17 protein-coding genes are annotated in these 17,963 nt (G+C 73.7%); 5 read left to right on the top strand and 12 right to left on the bottom strand.

The genetic code is table 11. The features are described from left to right. Positions 1-34: 34 nt before the first annotated feature. Positions 35-748 (bottom strand): hypothetical protein, encoded by a 714-nt coding sequence (locus LG324_RS00270; protein ID WP_404350767.1) that lies wholly within the window; start codon positions 746-748, stop codon positions 35-37. Between the two features lie 112 nt (positions 749-860). Between LG324_RS00270 and LG324_RS00265 the strand changes: the two genes are divergently transcribed. Beyond that, positions 861-2,579, top strand: a complete 1,719-nt coding sequence (locus LG324_RS00265) for an aminotransferase class V-fold PLP-dependent enzyme (protein ID WP_404350765.1) — start codon at positions 861-863, stop codon at positions 2,577-2,579. Between the two features lie 16 nt (positions 2,580-2,595). On the opposite strand, the gene LG324_RS00260 is transcribed toward LG324_RS00265, so the two are convergent. After that, the gene (locus LG324_RS00260; protein ID WP_207022201.1) at positions 2,596-2,913 is read right to left on the bottom strand and encodes a DUF952 domain-containing protein; all 318 of its coding nucleotides are present in this window, start codon (positions 2,911-2,913) and stop codon (positions 2,596-2,598) included. A gap of 60 nt (positions 2,914-2,973) precedes the next feature. Here LG324_RS00260 and LG324_RS00255 point away from each other — a divergent pair, with 60 nt between their 5' ends. Further along, on the top strand, positions 2,974-3,459 hold the full coding sequence (locus LG324_RS00255) for a GNAT family N-acetyltransferase (protein ID WP_404350763.1): 486 nt from the start codon (positions 2,974-2,976) through the stop codon (positions 3,457-3,459). A gap of 4 nt (positions 3,460-3,463) precedes the next feature. On the opposite strand, the gene LG324_RS00250 is transcribed toward LG324_RS00255, so the two are convergent. Genes LG324_RS00250 through LG324_RS00240 form a run of 3 tightly spaced genes read right to left on the bottom strand, consistent with a single transcriptional unit; the run spans position 3,464 to position 7,705 of the window. After that, positions 3,464-4,966: a fused MFS/spermidine synthase gene (locus tag LG324_RS00250; RefSeq protein ID WP_404350761.1), complete on the bottom strand. Its 1,503-nt coding sequence runs from the start codon at positions 4,964-4,966 to the stop codon at positions 3,464-3,466. After that, positions 4,963-7,047: an NAD(+) synthase gene (locus LG324_RS00245; RefSeq protein ID WP_404350759.1), complete on the bottom strand. Its 2,085-nt coding sequence runs from the start codon at positions 7,045-7,047 to the stop codon at positions 4,963-4,965. The genes LG324_RS00250 and LG324_RS00245 overlap by 4 nt, the downstream gene beginning before the upstream one ends. A 40-nt stretch (positions 7,048-7,087) precedes the next feature. Beyond that, positions 7,088-7,705, bottom strand: a complete 618-nt coding sequence (locus LG324_RS00240; RefSeq protein ID WP_404350757.1) for a TetR/AcrR family transcriptional regulator — start codon at positions 7,703-7,705, stop codon at positions 7,088-7,090. Between the two features lie 71 nt (positions 7,706-7,776). On the opposite strand from LG324_RS00240, the gene LG324_RS00235 reads away from it, so the two are divergent. Both LG324_RS00235 and LG324_RS00230 read left to right on the top strand, forming a co-directional pair. After that, a complete protein-coding gene (locus LG324_RS00235; protein ID WP_404350755.1) occupies positions 7,777-8,409 on the top strand; it encodes a hypothetical protein in 633 nt (210 codons plus the stop codon). Continuing rightward, a complete protein-coding gene (locus tag LG324_RS00230) occupies positions 8,406-10,385 on the top strand; it encodes a YhgE/Pip family protein (RefSeq protein WP_404350753.1) in 1,980 nt (659 codons plus the stop codon). Before LG324_RS00235 ends, LG324_RS00230 begins: the two co-directional genes overlap by 4 nt. Positions 10,386-10,474: 89 nt before the next feature. Here LG324_RS00230 and LG324_RS00225 read toward each other — a convergent pair whose 3' ends face one another. Together LG324_RS00225 and LG324_RS00220 are read right to left on the bottom strand one after the other, a co-directional pair. Next, positions 10,475-10,981, bottom strand: a complete 507-nt coding sequence (locus tag LG324_RS00225; protein ID WP_207022208.1) for a DUF2231 domain-containing protein — start codon at positions 10,979-10,981, stop codon at positions 10,475-10,477. A gap of 139 nt (positions 10,982-11,120) precedes the next feature. Continuing rightward, entirely contained in the window at positions 11,121-12,107 is a 987-nt protein-coding gene (locus LG324_RS00220; protein WP_404350751.1) for an NADPH:quinone oxidoreductase family protein, read from the bottom strand. Positions 12,108-12,224: 117 nt separating this feature from the next. Here LG324_RS00220 and LG324_RS00215 point away from each other — a divergent pair, with 117 nt between their 5' ends. Beyond that, a complete protein-coding gene (locus tag LG324_RS00215) occupies positions 12,225-13,445 on the top strand; it encodes an MFS transporter (protein ID WP_404350749.1) in 1,221 nt (406 codons plus the stop codon). Positions 13,446-13,527: 82 nt separating this feature from the next. Here LG324_RS00215 and LG324_RS00210 read toward each other — a convergent pair whose 3' ends face one another. The 5 genes from LG324_RS00210 to LG324_RS00190 form a co-directional block, all read right to left on the bottom strand. After that, positions 13,528-14,373 carry a DDE-type integrase/transposase/recombinase gene (locus LG324_RS00210; protein WP_404350747.1) on the bottom strand — a complete coding sequence of 282 codons (846 nt, stop codon included), beginning with the start codon at positions 14,371-14,373 and terminating at the stop codon, positions 13,528-13,530. Between the two features lie 22 nt (positions 14,374-14,395). Continuing rightward, on the bottom strand, positions 14,396-15,742 hold the full coding sequence (locus LG324_RS00205) for an IS256 family transposase (protein WP_404350745.1): 1,347 nt from the start codon (positions 15,740-15,742) through the stop codon (positions 14,396-14,398). A gap of 19 nt (positions 15,743-15,761) precedes the next feature. Further along, positions 15,762-16,169, bottom strand: coding sequence for a helix-turn-helix domain-containing protein (locus tag LG324_RS00200; RefSeq protein ID WP_404350743.1), 408 nt, complete (start codon positions 16,167-16,169; stop codon positions 15,762-15,764). Positions 16,170-16,291: 122 nt separating this feature from the next. Continuing rightward, positions 16,292-17,386, bottom strand: a complete 1,095-nt coding sequence (locus tag LG324_RS00195; protein ID WP_207022211.1) for an alkene reductase — start codon at positions 17,384-17,386, stop codon at positions 16,292-16,294. Positions 17,387-17,536: 150 nt separating this feature from the next. Beyond that, the gene (locus LG324_RS00190; RefSeq protein WP_404350741.1) at positions 17,537-17,929 is read right to left on the bottom strand and encodes a tautomerase family protein; all 393 of its coding nucleotides are present in this window, start codon (positions 17,927-17,929) and stop codon (positions 17,537-17,539) included. Positions 17,930-17,963: the final 34 nt, after the last annotated feature.

Genomic DNA, 17,963 nt, shown 5'->3' with positions numbered 1-17,963 from the left:
ATCGTCGCAGCCGGAGCACCGGCCGGCACGCGGCTCAGCCGCCGAGCGACCCGACGGCCCGGGCGACGATCAGCAGCGACACGAGGAGCGCCGCGGTCGCCTGGCTGGCCATGAGCAGCTTGGCCCGGGTGCTCAGCGGCATCGTGTCGGTCGGGCTGAACGCGCTCGAGTTCGTCACCGACACGTAGAGGTAGTCGACGAACAGCGGCACCCATCCGCTCGTGCGGCTCGACGACACCGCGACCTCCGCGACGGTGTCGTGGTCCTCGTCCTGCGAGAAGCGCCAGTCGGCGGGCGGCAGCCGGTCGCGGCGCTCCCGGTGCCGGGCGACCGGGCCGCCGCGGTCGAGCTCCCAGTAGAGGAGCGCGTAGCCGACGACGCCGGTGAGCCACACCTGCATCCCACCGAGCAGCAGGCCTCCGGGGTCGGCCGACGAGTCCGAGAGCGTCGCCACGAGCATCCCGAGCGCGACGAGGTTGCTGAGGATGACGACGCACGCCAGCCCGACCGACACCCACCGCGACCACCGCGTCCGCCGGACGAGGCGCACCGGGTTGACGAGGACGAGCGACAGGAGCAGCAGCACCTCGACCGCGGGGATGGCCAGGCGCGGCCCGACGAGCAGCGGCTGCGGCAGCAGCGCGTACGTGACGATGGCGACGAGGACCGCCACCGCCGGCGGCAGGCGGTGCTCGCCCTCGCCCGACCGGCGGTGCTCGAGCTCCGCGTCCAGGTCGTCGTGCGCCATCTCCGGACCGTATCGCCGCATGCCGGTGCCCGGGCGGGCTGCAGCCGCACCGACCCCGCGCGGAGGACCGACCGCCGGAGCCGGGCGGGCCGGTCGTGGGACGCTGGGGGACATGGCCGACAGCCCCAGCACCGACCGCCGCGCCGACGCCCTCCTCCGGCGGATCCGCGAGTCCGTCATCGGGGAGGACCACGTGATGCAGACCCCGTACGGCCCGCGCCGCGTGACGTACGCCGACTACACCGCGAGCGGTCGCGCGCTGTCGTTCATCGAGGACTTCCTGCGCGACGAGGTCCTGCCCGCGTACGCCAACACGCACACCGAGTCCAGCGGCACGGGCCTGCAGACGACCCGGCTGCGGGAGGATGCGCGCCGCATCATCCACGACTCCGTCCACGGAAACGACGACACCGTCGTGGTCTTCGCCGGGTCGGGCTGCACCGGCGCCATCGACAAGCTCGTCGGGGTCCTCGGCCTGCGCGTACCGAGCGCCCTCGAGGACCGATGGCACCTGACCGACGCGATCCCGGCCGAGGCGCGGCCGGTCGTGTTCATCGGGCCGTACGAGCACCACAGCAACGAGATCCCGTGGCGCGAGACGATCGCCGACGTCGTGACCATCCGCGAGGACGCCGACGGACGTATCGACGCGACCGACCTCGAGGCGCGCCTCGCCGAGCACGCCGGCCGGCCGCTGCTCATCGGGTCCTTCAGCGCGGCGAGCAACGTCACCGGCATCGTCAGCGACACCCACGGCATCTCCGCGCTGCTGCACCGGCACGGCGCGCTCGCGTTCTGGGACTTCGCCGCCGCCGGCCCGTACGTCGACATCGAGATGACCGCGCCGGGCGACGGTGACCCGCTGGCGTACAAGGACGCGATCTTCCTCTCGCCGCACAAGTTCATCGGCGGCCCCTCGACCCCCGGCGTCCTCGTCGCCCGCCGCGAGCTCTTCGCCAACCGCGTGCCGGTGACCCCCGGCGGCGGCACGGTCGCGTACGTCAACCCCGAGGACCACGCCTACCTCCCCGACCCCGCGCACCGCGAGGAGGGCGGCACGCCGGCGATCATCGAGTCGATCCGCGCCGGGCTCGTCTTCCAGCTCAAGGAGGCCGTCGGCGTCGACACCATCCGCGCCCGGGAGGAGCGCTTCCTCGAGCGGGCCGTCACCGCCTGGCGCGACGAGCCGGCGCTGGAGATCCTCGGCAACCTCGAGCTGAAGCGGCTCTCCATCGTCTCGTTCGTCGTCCGCTCCCCCTCGGGCAGCCACCTGCACCACAACTACGTCGTCGCGCTGCTCAACGACCTCTTCGGCATCCAGTCCCGCGGGGGATGCTCGTGCGCCGGCCCCTACGGCCACCGGCTGCTCGGCATCGACCTCGAGCGCAGCCACGAGTTCGAGCGCGAGATCACCGGCGGCTGCGAGGGCATCAAGCCCGGCTGGGTCCGGGTGAACTTCAACTACTTCCTGTCCGACGCGGTCGCCGACTACGTCGTCGAGGCGGTCCGGATGGTCGCCCGTGACGGCTGGCGCCTGCTCGGCGACTACACGTTCTGCCCGGAGACCGGGATGTGGCGCCACCGCCGCGGCGTCGTCGAGCCGCCGGTGCGCCTGGCCGACGTCGTCTACGGCGACGACGGTTCGGTGACGATGCCGGCCTCGGACGCGCGCGGCGGCGAGGAGATGCTCGCCGAGCACCTGCGCGAGGCCGCCGCGGTGCTGGCCGCGGCCGACGCGCCGGACCTCGGCCGGCCGGACCACCACGTGTCGGCCGACTTCGAGCACCTGCGCTGGTTCGACCTGCCCGACGGGGTCGTCGTCCGGGCCTGAGCCCGACCCCGCCTCGTCAGAGGGTGCGGGTGGCGGTGACGGCGCCGGCGTCGAGCGGGCCGTAGAGGTGCGGGAACTGCTCGTCGGTGCCCTCGGGCGCCTCCCACCGCACCGGTGAGCTGAGCCGCTGGGGGTCGATGGTCAGCAGGACGAGCTCGTCGTCGACATCGGCGTAGAACCGTTCCAGGACACCGGGCCACTGCTCGCTCGTCGAGAGGTGGATGAAGCCCACCTCGCCGAGGGAGAGGCCGTGCGTCGACTGCTCGTAGCGTCCGATCGCGCGGGCCTTCTCCCACTGCTCGGCGTGGGCGATGTGGAAGAGGTCGTCGGTCACGGCAGCAGGGTGCCACGAGTCGGCGGCGTCGGCCCGTCGGGGAGGCGTAGGGTCCGGCGGGTGAGCCAGCGCACGCGCCCCGCGACCCGTGACGACGTCCCCGCCATCCAGCGGATGGTCCACGCCCTCGCCGAGTACGAGCGCGAGCCGGACGCCGTCGAGTCCACCGAGCGGCACGTCCTCGAGGCGCTCTTCCCCGACGGCGGCGCCACCTCGACCTTCGCGCACGTCGCCGAGGTCGACGGCGAGGTCGTCGGGATGGCCGTCTGGTTCCTCAGCTACTCGACGTGGACCGGCCGCCACGGCATCTGGCTCGAGGACCTCTGGGTCGACCCGGCGCACCGCGGCTCGGGGCTCGGCAAGGAGCTGCTCGCCGCGCTGGCGCAGGTGTGCGTCGAACGGGACTACCGCCGCCTGGAGTGGTGGGTCCTCAACTGGAACACCCCGAGCATCGGCTTCTACGAGTCCATCGGGGCCGTGGCGCAGGGCGAGTGGACGACCTACCGGCTCGACGGTGCCGCGTTGGCCGCCCTCGCCGTCGGCTGAGGGGTCAGCCCGCGGCCGGGGCGACGCGGGGCGGGTAGGGGGTGAGCAGCTGGTCGACGGGTGCGTGGTCGTCGGTGAGGACCGGTGAGTCGCCCACCCAGGCCTCCAGGGCGACGCCGTCGATGACCTCCCAGTCGAGGTCGCGGGCGGCGATGGCCGCCCGCCACCCGGCGACGTCGATCGGTGCGGCGGAGGCGAGCACGACGAGGTTCCCGCCCCCCTCGCCCCGGGTGGCCGCCGGCGTCGCGGCGAGTGCCACGTGGTCGAACACCGTGCCGAGCGTGCGGACCTCGGCCCGGGCGAAGCCCAGCGGCTCGTGGTCGATGAGGTTGGCGGCGTAGAGCCCGTCGTCGGTCAGCACGCGGCGGACGTCGGTCAGCGCCTCGCGCGTGGTCAGGTGCCACGGCACGCTGACGCCCCCGAACGCGTCGCCGACGACGAGGTCGAGCGTGCCGGACCCCACGGCGCGCAGACCGACCCGGGCGTCCTCCACGCGCACCCGCAGGTCGGGCCCGGTCCGCAGGCCGAGGCGCTCGGTGTCGAGGGCGACGACCCCGGGGTCGATCTCGGAGACCGTGCTCACCGTCCCCGGGCGCTCGGCGGCGAGGAACCGCGGCAGGGTCAGGCCGCCCCCGCCGAGGTGGTGGGCGCGGACGGCGCCGTCGGGCAGCTGGCTCGCGGTCGCGGCGGCGAGGGCCTTGACGTAGGCGAACTCGAGCCTCGTGGGGTCGGCGAGGTCGACGGTCGAGTGGCGCAGGTCGTCGAGGACGAGCACCCGCTCGGTCGGCCGCTCGGGGTCGCTCGTGACGACCGCGCAGTGGTACTTCGTCTCGACGTCGCAGCCGCTCGGCGCGAGCGCGGCGCCCAGCCCGCCGACGACCGTGACGACGGCGGCCGTGCCGGCGAGCCCGCGGCGCGACCCCACCTCGACGACGACTCCGCCGACGACGAGCAGCACGCCGAGCCCGACCATGATCCACGTGACCGGCACCCGCGAGACGAGGACGAAGCCGGTGAGGACCGTGCCGAGGATGGCGCCGGCCGTGCCGAGCCCGGACAGCCGGCCGACGACCGAGCCCGTCTCCTCGAGCGTCGACAGGCGCAGCGCGGTGACGACCGGATGGACCGCCGACAGCAGCGCCCCCGGCACGATGATCGACCCGCCCGCGGCCACGAGGAGGAACGCGCCCCCGGCCAGCCCTGCGGCGCCGCGCACGAGGAACGGCGTCGCGGCGACGACGGCGCCCGACACGACGAGCAGCAGCCCGAGCACCGCCCGGCCGTCGTGCTCGTCGGCCCACCGCCCGCCGAGCCACGACCCCGCCGCGATGGCGGCGAGCGCGAGGCCGATGACGAGCGTGCTCGTCTCGAGGGTGAGGCCGAGGTGCGGTGCGAGGAGCCGCAGCGACACGATCTCGACGACGAGTACCGCTGCGGAGCAGCCGAACACGAGCGCGACGGCCGTGCGCGCACCGATCCGCGGCTCGCGCCGGTCGGACTTCCTCACGCCGACGGGACGTTCGCGTCGAGCTCGGCCAGCCACGCGGCGGCGACGGCGTCCGACGGCATCCGCCAGTCACCGCGCGGCGAGAGCGACCCGCCGGCGACGACCTTCGGCCCGTTGGGGATCGCCGAGCGCTTGAACTGGTTCTGGAAGAACCGGCGCAGGAAGACGCCCATCCACTGCCGGATCGCCGGCAGCTCGTGCGCGACGCGGTCTCGCTCGGGGTAGCCGGCCGGCCAGGCCCCGGCGGAGGCGTCGCTCCACGCGTGCTCGGCGAGGAAGGCGATCTTGCTCGGCCGGTACCCCCAGCGCAGGACGTGGAAGAGCGTGAAGTCGTGGAGGCCGTAGGGGCCGATGGTGTCCTGGGTCGACTGGATCTTCTCGCCCTCGCGCGCCGGCACGAGCTCGGGGCTGATCTCGGTGTCGAGGATGGCCAGCAGCGTCTCGTCCGCCCCGGCGTCCCCGAGCTCGCCGTGCGAGACCACCCAGCGGATGAGGTGCTGGATCAACGTCTTCGGGACGCCGGCGTTGACGCCGTAGTGCGACATCTGGTCGCCGACGCCGTACGTGCACCAGCCCAGCGCGAGCTCGCTGAGGTCGCCGGTGCCGAGGACGATGCCGCCGCGCTGGTTGGCGGCGCGGAAGAGGACGTCGGTGCGCAGCCCGGCCTGGACGTTCTCGAACGTCACGTCGTACACCGGCTCGCCGTCGCCGGCGGGGTGGCCGAGGGCCTTGAGCATCTGCGTGGCGAGCGGCCGGATGTCGACCTCCTCCCACTCGATGCCGAGCGCCTCCATGAGCGCGACCGCGTTGCTCTTCGTCCCGGCGCTCGTCGCGAAGCCGGGCATCGTCATCCCGAGGACGTGGGTGCGCGGCAGGCCGAGCCGGTCGCAGGCCTTGACCGCGACGATGAGCGCGTGCGTCGAGTCCAGGCCGCCCGAGACGCCGATGACGATGCGCGGCAACCGGGCCGGGTCTCCACCGCTGATCGAGCGCATCCGCTGCTCGAGCCCGGAGACCTGGATGTTGTACGCCTCGTAGCAGTCCTGGGCGAGGCGCGACTCGTCGTCGGGCACGAACGGGAACCGGTCGACGACGCGGCGCAGCCCGAGGTCGCCGGCGGGCGGCCGCAGCCGGAACGGGACGACGCGGAAGCCGGACTCGTCAGCGGCGTACGCGGAGGCGTTGTCGTCGAAGGAGCCGACGCGCATCCGCTCCTGGCGCAGCCGGTCGAGGTCGACGTCGACGACGGTGCGCCGCGGGCCGTCGGGGAACCGCTCGCTCGCGCCGAGCAGCTCGCCGAGCTCGTAGGCCATCGTCATGCCGTCCCACGAGAGGTCGGTGCTCGACTCGCCCGCGCTCGCGGCCGCGTAGAGGTAGGCGGCGTCGCAGCGGGCGCTGGCGCTGCGGGCGAGGAGGTGGCGGTCCTCGGCGCGGCCGACGGTGATGGGGGAGGCCGACAGGTTGAGCAGCACCGTGGCGCCGGCGAGGGCGGCCTCGTGGCTCGGCGGCACCGGCACCCAGAGGTCCTCGCAGACCTCGGCGTGGACGACGAGCCCCGGCACGTCGTCGGCGGTGAAGAGCAGGTCCGGCCCGAAGGGGACCTCGCCGTCGACGTCGGAGCCGGGCCACTGCGGCCGGACGAGGTTCTGGCCCTCCTGCCCGGTGCCCGCGGCGAACCAGCGCTTCTCGTAGAACTCGCGGTACGTCGGGAGGTAGGACTTCGGGGCGACGCCGAGCACCTCACCGCGGTGGATGACGACCGCGCAGTTGTAGAGCCGGTTCGCGTGCCGCAGCGGCGCGCCCACGACGACGACGGGGGTGAGGCCGACGGTCGCCTCGGCGAGCGACACGACCGCGCGGTCCACCGCGTCGAGGAGGACGTCCTGGAGGAACAGGTCGTCGACGGCGTACCCGGACAGGGAGAGCTCGGGGAAGAGCGCCACCGCCACGCCGTCGTCGTGGCAGGCCCGCACCTGCTCCCCGATGCGCCGCGCGTTCTCCGCGGGGTCGGCGAGGGCGACGGGCAGGGTGCACGCCGCGACCCGGGCGAACCCCTGGGCGTAGACGTTCCGGAACTCCATGACCCGAGGCTAGTCGGCGCGCGCCGCCGCCGGCCGCGGGTCAGTCGGCGAGGACGACCGCCTGCATGAAGCGCGTGGCGGACTCGACGAGCTCGTCGAGGGCGGTGTCGTCGGGGGCCTCGAGGGCGCGCAGGGCGACCTCGTTGAGCCCGCCGACGACGCAGACCGCCTCGAGGTGGCTCAGCCGGCGGACGGCCGTGCCGGCCTCGCGGGCCTGGTCGAGCATCCGCAGGAGGGTCTCGGCGTGGCGGTCGACGACCTCCTGCCGGGCCGCGACCCCGCGCTCGCCGATGGTCTGGACGTCGACGACGTGGGCGCGGCCGAGCGCGCGGTCCTCGGTGACGTAGGTGAGGAAGGCCCGGGCGGCGTCCTGCAGCTGCACCGTGGCGGGGGTGGCGCCGGGCGAGAGCGCGGCGTCGACGGCGTCCATCAGCTCGCCGCTGCGGGTGCGGTAGAGCGCGAGGAAGCACTCCTCCTTGTCGTCGAAGTGCTCGTAGAAGGTGCGCTTCGAGGTGCCGGAGAGGCGCGCGACGTCGGCGATCGTCGTCGCCGCGAGGCCCTTGTCGGCGACCGCGGCGGCGAGCCCGGCCTCGAGGCGCTCGCGCACCGGTCGGGTGCGGTCGAGGCCCGGGACGGCGGTGGTGGAGGTGCGGCTCATGCTGGTACTGTATCGTACCAACGAAGCCGGTACCAGTCGGTACCACCCGTTCCCAGTCCAGGAGCATCCTCGTGCAGCTCACCGCCGACGCCGTCGCGGTCGCCGGGACGCGCAGCCCCCTCGTGCGGGCGACGTCCTTCACCGCGCCGCCCTCCCACGTCACGCCGGTGGCCGGCGACCCCGGCTACGGCCAGGTCGCCCTCGCCCTCGCCCTCGGCGGCCGGATGCCGGTGGCGGCGGGGAGCGTCCTCCTCGACGGCCTGGACGACGCCGCGCTGCGGCGCCGGCACGTCGCCCTCGTCGACGTCCCCGAGGTCTCCAGCCCCGAGGACGGGCTCGCCGTGCACCACGTCGTCGCCGAGGAGCTCGCCTTCGCCGGACGCCCCTCCGGTCGTGCGGCGGTCGCCGAGTTCCTCGACCGGCACGGCGTGCTCGCCGCGGCGGACGAGCCGTTCGAGCGGCTCACCGCGCAGGAGCGCGTCCGGGTGCTCACCTCCGCCGCCGCCGAGCGTGCGGCCACCCGGGTCCTCGTCGTCACCAACCCCGACCGCCGCGGCGGTGACCCCCGCCTGTGGTGGCCGATCCTCACGGCGCACGCCGCGTCCGGCCTCACCGTCGTCGTCCAGATGACCCACGCGACGATGCGCCAGCTCGGGCTCGTCGTGCGGGCCGAGCTCGGCTCGACCGAGGAGGTGGCCGCGTGACCGCGCTGCGCCTCGCCCTCACCGAGCTGCGCCGCATCGGCGCCAGCCGGGTCGGCCGCCTCGCGCTCGTCGCGATGGTCCTCGTGCCGTCGATCTACGGCGGTCTCTACCTCTACGCGAACGACGACCCCTACGGCCGCCTCAGCGAGGTGCCGGCGGCCCTCGTCGTCGAGGACGAGGGCACGACCCTCTCCGGCGGCGAGCGGCTCCAGGTCGGCGACCAGGTCGCCCAGGAGCTCCTCGACAAGAAGACCTTCGACTGGGCGAAGGTCAGCCGCCAGCGCGCGGACTCCGGTCTGCGCGACGGCGACTACGACCTCGTACTCGTCCTCCCGAAGGACTTCTCCACCGACCTCGCGAGCAGCGCGACGAACGACCCGCGGCAGGCCCGGCTCGAGATCCGCACGAACGACGCGAACAACTACCTGGCCCGCACCATCGCGAACACGCTCGTCAGCCAGGTCACCGCCTCGGTGGCCGAGCAGGTCAGCAGTACCGCCGCCAGCCGCTTCCTCGAGGGCTTCTCCGACATCCACGCCCAGGTCGTCGACGCCGCCGACGGCGCGCAGCAGCTGGCCGACGGCGCGCAGAAGGCGTCCACCGGTGCGGGCGACCTCGCCGGCGGCGCCGACCAGCTGCTCGCCGGGCAGGAGAAGCTCTCCGCCGGCGCGAGCGACCTCGCCGACGGCGCCGGCGCGCTGAGCTCCGGGCTCGAGACGCTGCGTTCGAGCACCTCCTCCCTGCCGAGCCAGACGAAGCAGCTCGCCGACGGTGCGCGGCAGGTGAGCGACGGCGACGCGAAGGTCGCCGCCGCCGGCCGGCAGGTCGCGGACGCCGCCGACACCCTCCTCGGCGACCTCACCGCCACGCGGGGGCAGCTCGCCGACGACCTCGCCGCGGCCGGACTCACCGACGAGCAGGTGCAGACCGTCCTCGAGCGGGTCGACGCCCTCTCCGGGCCGGTCACCGACGCGAACGCGAAGGTCCAGTCGACCGCCGACGACCTCGACGCCCTCGCCTCCGGCGCCGACCGTGTCGCCGACGGCGCCGAGCAGCTCGCCGCCGCGGCGCCGCGCCTCAGCCAGGGCATCGCCGATGCCGCCAGCGGCAGCGCGACGCTCTCGTCGGGCGCGCAGCAGCTGGCCACCGGTGAGCGGGAGGCGGTCTCGGGCACCTCGCGCCTGGCCACCGGCGCGCACGACCTCGACGACGGCCTCGGCGACCTGTCCTCCGGCGCGACGAAGCTCGCCGACGGCCTCGCGAAGGGCGTCGACGACATCCCCGACCCCTCGGCCGAGCAGCGCAAGGCCATGGCGCAGACCATCGGCAGCCCGGTCGCGGTCGACCGCGACGCCGAGGCCGCCGCGGCCAGCTACGGCGCCGGCCTCGCGCCCTTCTTCATGAGCCTCGCGCTGTGGATCGGCGGGTTCGTCCTCTTCACCCGGATGCGCGCCCTCTCGTCGCGGGCCCTCGCCGCCGGGCAGCCCGCGTGGCGGGTGGCCCTCGGGGGCTGGCTCGCGCCGGCGCTGCTCGGTGGTGCGCAGGCGCTCGTGGCCTTCGGCGTCGTCGCGCTCGGTGTCGGCATCGACGTGGCGCACCCGGTCCTGCTGGGGCTGTTCATGATCGGGGTGTCCGCGGCCTTCATCGCCGTCATCCACGTGCTCATGGCGCGGTTCGGTGTCGTCGGCCAGTTCATGGCCCTCGTGCTCATGGTGCTCCAGCTCGTGAGCGCCGGCGGCACCTTCCCCTGGCAGACCCTGCCGGCGCCGCTGCACCCCCTGCACCACGTGCTGCCGATGAGCTACGCGGTCGACGGCGTCCGGCGGCTCATGTACGGCGGGCCGATGGCGCCGCTCGCGCTCGACGTCGCCGTCATCGGCGGGTGGGGCCTGGCCGCGCTCGCGCTCGCGGCGCTCGCCACGCGTCGCGCCGGGACGTGGACCGCGGCCCGGGTCAAGCCCGAGCTCGTCGCCTGACCGGCGCGGCCGCCCCAGCCCTGCGAACGCGTGAGGACCCGCCGGTGGTCACCGGCGGGTCCTCACGCGTTCACGGAGAGTCGGGTCCCTCAGTCGGAGTCGCCGCCGCCCTGGGCCGGCTGGGAGCCCACGCCGCTCCAGACGGCCTTGGCCCCCGAGTGGCCGACGAGGACGACGTCGACGGTGAGGCCGACGGCGGCCAGCACCCCGACGACGAGGAGGATGCGCAGCGCCCCCGAGGCCTTGCGCGGGCCGTCCGCGACCTCGCGCGGCGTCCGCTTCCACAGGAGGTAGATCGCCCAGCTGAGGATGGCCACACCGAGGACGATGATCGGCAGGACGTCGCCGAGCTCGGCATGGGCCTCGACGAGCTCACCCTCACCGACGCGCCGCTCGAGCGCCTCGCCGGACTCCTTGGCGACGAAGCCGCTGATCGCGGTGACGGTGGCGAGCAGGGGGAGGGCGATGCCGATCCGTGCCCGGAGCTTCTCCGAGAGGGCGAAGAGGACGAGCAGGAGCGCCGTCAGCGGCGCGAGGACGACGACCGCGTGCACGACCAGGGCGTGCACGGGGATGCCGAAGATGGTGTCGAACACGGGAGTACCTCCCAGGCAGGGCGTGGCTGATCCACGGGTGTGGACACACTCTGCCGCGCGCGGGGGCCCGTAACCGTCGAGAGAGCGTCAAGCCCACCTGAGACTTTCGGGCAGTGTCCGCAGGTCGTATCGCCGCAGGTCAGGGGGTGAGCAGGATCTTGCCGGTCGCCCGCCGACCTTCGACGGCCTCGAGCGCCGCGACGACCTCGTCGAGGGCCCGGACCTCGCCGAGCACGGGGTCGACCGAGCCGTCGCGCAGGAGCGGCAGCAGGGCGTCCCACTGCGTGCGCAGGTAGGCGGCGCCCGGACCGGCCGGGTGGGTCCACCACGCACCCCACCCGACCCCGACGAGGGAGAGGTTGCCCAGCAGCAGCCGGTTGACCTTCACCTCGGGGATGGAGCCGGCCGTGAAGCCGATGACGAGGTGCCGGCCGCCGGGGGCCAGCGCGCGCAGCGAGTCGGTGAGCCGGTCCCCGCCGACGGGGTCGACGACGACGTCGACGCCCCGGCCGGCGGTGAGGTCGGCGACGGCCTCCCGGAAGCCGTCGACCGGGAGCACCTCGTCCGCACCGGCTGCCCGGGCCACGTCTCCCTTGGCCTCGCTCGAGACGACGGCGAGCACCCGGGCGCCCCACGCCCGGGCCAGCTGGACCGCCGCGGTGCCGACGCCGCCGGCCGCGCCGTGGACGAGCACCGTCTCGCCGGGCTGCAGCCGGGCGCGCTCGCGCAGGGCGAAGTCGCAGGTCAGGTAGTTCATCGGCAGGGCGGCGCCTTGCGACCACGTCGTGTCGTCCGGGAGCGGGAAGACCATCGCGGGGTCGACGGCCACGGCCTGCGCGAAGCCTCCGAGGACGCAGAACGCCGCGACCCGGTCGCCGGGCGCGTAATCGCTGCCGGGCGGCGCCGAGCGCACGACCCCGGCGACCTCCGACCCCGGGACGAACGGCGGGTCGGGGCGCATCTGGTACTGCCCGCGGGTCAGGAGCACGTCGGGGAAGCAGACCCCGGCGGCCGCGACGTCGACGACGACCTTCCGCTCGGCGCCGTCGGCCTCCGCCGGGTCCGGCAGGTCGACCACCTCCACGGCCTCGGGTCCGTCGAGCCGGGTCACCTGGGCTGCGCGCATCCCGCCATCCTAGGAACGACGGGACGCGCGACGGCCGCCGTGTGAACACCGGGTGACATCCGGCCCGGATCCGCCGAGCCGGGAATGCCCGGGGCGCCGCGGGGCCTTGCACTCCCCGTGCCCCAGCCCCGACACGCCTCCCTCGCCACGTTCGCCCTCATCCTCGGCGGCATCGCCATCGGGACGACGGAGTTCGTGACGATGGGCCTGCTCCCCGAGATCGCGGACGGCGTCGGGGTCTCGATCCCCACGGCGGGGCACGCCATCTCGGCCTACGCGGCCGGGGTCGTCGTCGGCGCGCCCCTCATCGCCGCGCTCGGGGCGACGCTGCCCCGCAAGGGCCTGCTCGTCGGGCTCATGGTCGCTCTCGCCGTGGGCAACTCCTTCAGCGCGCTGGCCCCGGGCTACGAGACGCTCGTCGGCGCGCGCTTCCTCGCGGGCCTGCCGCACGGTGCCTACTTCGGGGTCGCGGCGCTCGTGGCCGTCGACCTCGCGCCCGCGGGCCGCGCCGGCCGGGCCGTCGGCACGGTGATGCTCGGCATCCCGGTCGCCAACGTCCTCGGCGTGCCGGGGGCGACGTGGCTCGGGCAGACGCTCGGCTGGCGCTCGGCCTACTGGCTCGTCGTCGTCCTCGGCCTCCTGACCGTCGCGCTCGTCCTCGCCCAGGTCCCGCACCTGCCGGGCGACCGCAGCCGGACGGTCCGGTCCGAGCTCTCGGCGCTGACCAACGTCCAGGTGCTGCTGACCCTCGCGGTCGCGGCCATCGGCTTCGGCGGCATGTTCGCGATGTACTCCTACATCGCGCCGACGGTCACCGACGTCACCGGGCTGCCGGCCTCCGCCGTGCCCCTCTTCCTGCTCGTCTTCGGCGCCGCCGGGTTCGTCGGCAACCTCGTCGCCGGACGGATGGGCGACTGGTCGGTGCTGCGCTCGATCGTCATCGGGATGGTCGGGCTCGGGGCCGCCCTCGGCCTCTTCGCCCTCGTCGCGCAGTGGGCCGTGCCGGCGCTCGTCGTGCTCGCGCTCGCGTCGGTCCTCGCGTCGGTGCTCGTCATCAACCTCCAGCTGCGGCTGATGCAGGTCGCCGGCGAGGCACAGACCCTCGCGGCGGCGGGCAACCACGCGGCGCTCAACCTCGCGAACGCGCTCGGCGCCTGGCTCGGCGGCGTCGTCATCGCCCGCGGCTACGGCTACACCGCGCCCTCGTGGGTCGGCGTGGGGCTCGCGGTGCTCGGCCTCGGGGTGCTCGGGGTGTCGGTGCTCCTGCACCGGCGCACCGTCCGCGCCCGGTCCGAGGAGCAGCGCCCGGTGCCGGCCGGGGCGACGACCTCCGCCTGACCGCCCGCAGGATCCTCCGAACGCGTGTGAACCCGCCGGGGAAGCCCGGTGTCATGTGACAGGACCTGTCGGACATGTGGTGTCAGGACCTTTCGGACAGTAGTGGCCTCCAGGTGGTGCGGTCCTGGTAGCGGCGGGTGGGGTCGATGTGGAGGCGGGCGATGAGGGTGGCCTCGTGGAGGATGACCACGTCGTGGTGGTCGCGCACCACGGTGACGGTGGCGGCGGCCCAGGAACGGCCGATGCTGGTGACGGCGTCGCGGCCGAGGTTGACGTGACCGTTGGGGGCCACGGTGAAGCGGGTGGTGGTGACCGGGCCGGGGAGGGGTTGCGGGCTGGGCAGGGCCTTGGCGGTGGCGGTGTAGCGCTCGTGGGGGGTCTGGTCGGGGTCGAGGGCCTGGTGGGGGCGTTCGGTGTTGAACAGCACGTCGTAGGTGTCCAGGAGGCGTTGCAGCTCGGGGATGCCGCGGGCGGGGGCACGGGCGGTCAGCCAGCGGCGTAGGGGCTGCCAGTCGCGTTCCTTCTTCCCGCAGGTCTGGGGATGGTGCGGGCTGGCGGTGACGGGCTGGGTGCCCAGGGCGCGCACGCGGGCTTCGAAGGCGGTCATGGCGTGGGCGATGCGGCGGCCGTTGAAGGCCAGGGAGTTGTCGGTGAGCAGCATCGCCGGGGGGCCGTGGCGGGTGGCGCAGGCAGAGAACAGCTCCCACGCGTCGTGGCTGTTCTCGTTGGGGGCCACCCGGGTGCCCAGGATGTAGCGGGAGTGGTCATCGATCAGCCGCAGGATGCACACGGTGGAGGCGTCGGCCAGCCTCCACTGCTTGCCGTCCAGCTGCCAGCAGGCGTTGGGGCGGGGGTGCTCGAAGCGGCGGTAGGAGGAACGAGGCCGTTTCGCCGGCTGGGGGGTGATCAGTCCTTGAGAGCCTGTCAATGTGTCTGTGTAAGGGGCATGGTCAGAGGTGGGGGTTGATCCGGTCGGGGTAGGCGATCGCGAGTTGGGCGAGGGCCTTCTTCCAGTTGGTGACGATCTGGCCTTCGACGAGCCGGCCGGGGGCTTTGCGTTGGTCGGCGGGTCGGCCGCGTTCCTTCTCGCGTTCTCGGGCGCGTTTGTCCTCGATGGTGCAGATCGCCAGCCAGAGCAGCTTGACGACGGCGGTGTCGTTGGGGAAGTGGCCGCGGTTCTTGATGATCTTGCGCAGCTGGTAGTTCAGGGACTCGATCGCGTTGGTGGTGTAGATGACCCGGCGCAGCTCGGGCGGGAAGGCGAGGAACGGGGTGAACCGTTCCCAGGCCGCGCGCCAGGTGGAGACCGCGTGCGGGTACTTCCCGCCCCAGAGGTCCTCGAACGCCTCCAGCGCTGCCTGGGCGGCCGCGACGTCGGCGGCGGCGTAGATCGGTCGCAGCGCGGCCGCGACGGCCTTGCGGTCGCCGTAGCCGACGAACCGCATCGAGGCCCGGATCAGGTGCACCACGCAGGTTTGCACGGTCGCGGCGCTCCACGTGGCCTCGATCGCCTCGGGCAGCCCGGTGAGCCCGTCGCAGCAGACGATGAGCACGTCACGGATGCCGCGGTTGGCCAGGTCGGCGCACACCGACGCCCAGAACTTGGCGCCCTCGGTGGTTTGCACCCAGATCCCCAGGACGTGCTTGACCCCGTCCATGTCGACCCCGACGGCGAGGTGGGCGGCCTTGTTGACCACGTGTCCGCCGTCGCGGACCTTGACCACGATCGCGTCCAGGTAGATCACCGGGTACAGCGCCTCCAGCGGGCGCCGCTGCCAGGCCAGGACCTCCTCGCCGATCTCGTCGACGATCTTGCTGATCGTCTCGTACGACAGCTCGGTGCCGACCGTGGCGTGCAGGTGGTGGGCGATGTCGCGCAACGTCATCCCGCCGGCGTAGAGGCTGACGATCATCGCGTCGAGGCCGTCCAGGCGGCGCGCGCCCTTGGGGACCAGCTGCGGGGTGAACGTGCCCTGCCGATCCCGCGGGGTGTCCAGATCGACCGGCCCGACCTGGGTCGCCAGCGTCTTGGGTGTCGACCCGTTGCGGGAGTTGTCGAACATCGACGCCTCCGGGGCGCCCCTGTCGTAGCCGAGGTGATCGCTGAGCTCGGCCTGCAGGCCTCGCTCGAGCGCGGCCTTGATCAGTCCCGGGATCAACCCGTCGGTGCCGGTCATCTGGACCTGGCCGGCATCGATCCGCGCGAACAGCTCATCCAAGGCACCCGAGGCGGCCAGCTCAGCCGCCGCGTCCCTCCCCGTAGCCGCCGACGCGGCCGGGCCCTGCTCATCGGTCATGGGATCCATCGTCTTCCTTTCAGACGGACCGACCCCTTACACAGACGATCTGACACCTCCGTCCTTGACGGCACAGCACCCGGTGGATGGTGCGCGGCTGCGGGACATCGACGATCCCGGCCCGGCGTAGCCGGGCCGCGATGCTGCGCGCGCCATGGTCCCAGCCCGCGGCCGCCAGCTCCTGCCGGGTCGCCACGATCAACGCCACCATCGAGGCCGGTGTGGCCGTGGGAGAGCGCGAGGGGCGGCTGGAGTCATCTAGCAGCCCCTCCACACCCCGAGCGCGAAACCGCCTCAGGTACCGGTAGTAGGAGTCACGGCCGATGCCCAACGCGGCGCACTTGGCCGCGACCGTGACCTCCGCATCCAGCATCGAGACGAACGCCACCTGCAAACGTGCCTCCATCGGCACCGACTTCCCGGCCATGAGCAATGCTCCCGGCCCGCTCGGTGTCCGACAGGTCCTGTCACATCAACCGTCCGAAACGTCCTGTCACTCGACACCGGGGAAGCCCGGCGGGTTCACACGCGTTCGCTGCTGGGGCGGCCTCAGGCCGACTTCTGCTCCTGCTCGTCGTCGAGGAACGGGTAGTCGGTGTAGCCCTCGGCGCCACCGCCGTAGAAGGTGTCGGCGTCGGGCTCGTTGAGCTCGGCGTCCTCCCTCCAGCGGCGGGGGAGGTCCGGGTTGGCGAGGAAGAGGCGCCCGACCACGACCGCGTCGGCGTGCCCGCCGGAGACGAGCTCCTCGGCGCTCTCCTTCGTCGTCACCTCGGCGAAGCCGGTGTTGAGGAGGAAGACGCCGTCGTGGAGGTCGCGGATGCGGGCGGTCACCTCGGCCTGCGGGTCGGCGAGCACCGACACGTAGGCGATGCCGAGGTCGCGGATGCCCTCCATGAACGCCGTGTAGGTGGCGAGCACGTCGGCCGGGTCCTCCTCGGTGGCGCCCTGGATGTTGTGCGCCGGCGAGAGCCGCAGGCCGACCTTGTCGGCGCCGATCGCGTCGACGACGGCGCGGACGACCTCGACGCCGAAGCGGGCACGGTTCTCGGGGGAGCCGCCGTAGCCGTCGGTGCGGTGGTTCGAGCCGGGCGCGAGGAACTGGTGGATGAGGTAGCCGTTGGCGCCGTGGACCTCGACACCGTCGAGGCCGGCCTCGACCGCGCGGCGGGAGGCGTCGACGTACTCGTCGACGACGGAGGGGATCTCGTCCTCGGCCAGCTCGCGCGGCACCGGGTGCGGCTTCATCCCGTCGGCGGTGAACATCTCGCCGGGGGCGGCCAGCGGGCTCGGGGCGACGGTCTCGAGGCCGTGCTTGTTGTCCGGGTGGGCGACCCGGCCGGCGTGCATCAGCTGGACGACGATGCGGCCGCCCTCGCCGTGCACGGCGTCGGCGACCTTGCGCCAACCCTCGACCTGCGCGTCGCTGTGGATGCCGGGGGTCGTCAGGTAGCCCTGGCCGACGGCGCTCGGCTGCGTGCCCTCGGTGATGACGAGGGCGGCCGAGGCGCGCTGGCGGTAGTACTCGACCTGGAGGTCGGTGGGGACGCCGTCCGCGTCGGCGCGGTTGCGGGTCAGCGGCGCCAGCACGATGCGGTGCGGCAGCTCGCCGAAGGGGGTGGGCAGGGGGGTGAACAGGTCGGGCACGGGGTGTCCTGTCTCTCGGGGGTGGGGGCGCGAGCGGCCCGCCTCGTGGGCGGGCCGTCCCGTCATCCTGTTGAGGGTTCAACCACCTGCGGGCCCGGCCATTCCCCCGAGACCGGTCGCTGTCGAAGCCTCGAAGTGGGCCCGGCCGGCTCAGAGGTCGCCGGTGAGGAACTGTGCGACGCCGTGGCCGAAGGACCAGTCGGCCGTCGTGTTCTCGACGACAGACACGATGAGGTCGGTGCCGGCCAGGCCGCACTCGGCCCCCAGCCGCTCGGCGAGCCCGGCGTACAGCGCCTGCTTCTGCTCGGTGCTGCGGCCCTGCTGCACGACCTGCACGAGGACGACGTCGTCGGTGCGCTCGAAGCCCAGCCCGGTGTCCTCGACGACGATGCCGCCCGGCTTGTGCTCGGTGATCAGCTGGTAGCGGTCGCGGGGCGGGGCCGCGGAGCGCTCGCGCATCACCTCCTGGACGACGTCGGCGAGGCGGCGGAGCTCGGCGGCGTCGCGCCGGCCCTCGATGACGTGGAGGTGGACGAGCGGCACGGGCTTCTCCTCGGGGTGCGACGGGCGGGACCCC

The organism is Phycicoccus jejuensis, from assembly GCF_044797865.1.
Classification (GTDB): domain Bacteria; phylum Actinomycetota; class Actinomycetes; order Actinomycetales; family Dermatophilaceae; genus Phycicoccus; species Phycicoccus jejuensis.
Note: the sequence above shows the minus strand (reverse complement) of the source record. Positions and strands in the feature narration are given on the sequence as shown.

Excerpts from the sequence above, each read along its gene's own strand:
- LG324_RS00270 (WP_404350767.1), bottom strand. The coding sequence starts at position 748 with ATGGCGCACGACGACCTGGACGCGGAGCTCGAGCACCGCCGGTCGGGC.
- LG324_RS00265 (WP_404350765.1), top strand. The coding sequence starts at position 861 with ATGGCCGACAGCCCCAGCACCGACCGCCGCGCCGACGCCCTCCTCCGG.
- LG324_RS00245 (WP_404350759.1), bottom strand. The coding sequence starts at position 7,047 with ATGGAGTTCCGGAACGTCTACGCCCAGGGGTTCGCCCGGGTCGCGGCG.
- LG324_RS00240 (WP_404350757.1), bottom strand. The coding sequence starts at position 7,705 with ATGAGCCGCACCTCCACCACCGCCGTCCCGGGCCTCGACCGCACCCGA.
- LG324_RS00220 (WP_404350751.1), bottom strand. The coding sequence starts at position 12,107 with ATGCGCGCAGCCCAGGTGACCCGGCTCGACGGACCCGAGGCCGTGGAG.
- LG324_RS00205 (WP_404350745.1), bottom strand. The coding sequence starts at position 15,742 with ATGACCGATGAGCAGGGCCCGGCCGCGTCGGCGGCTACGGGGAGGGAC.
- LG324_RS00200 (WP_404350743.1), bottom strand. The coding sequence starts at position 16,169 with ATGGCCGGGAAGTCGGTGCCGATGGAGGCACGTTTGCAGGTGGCGTTC.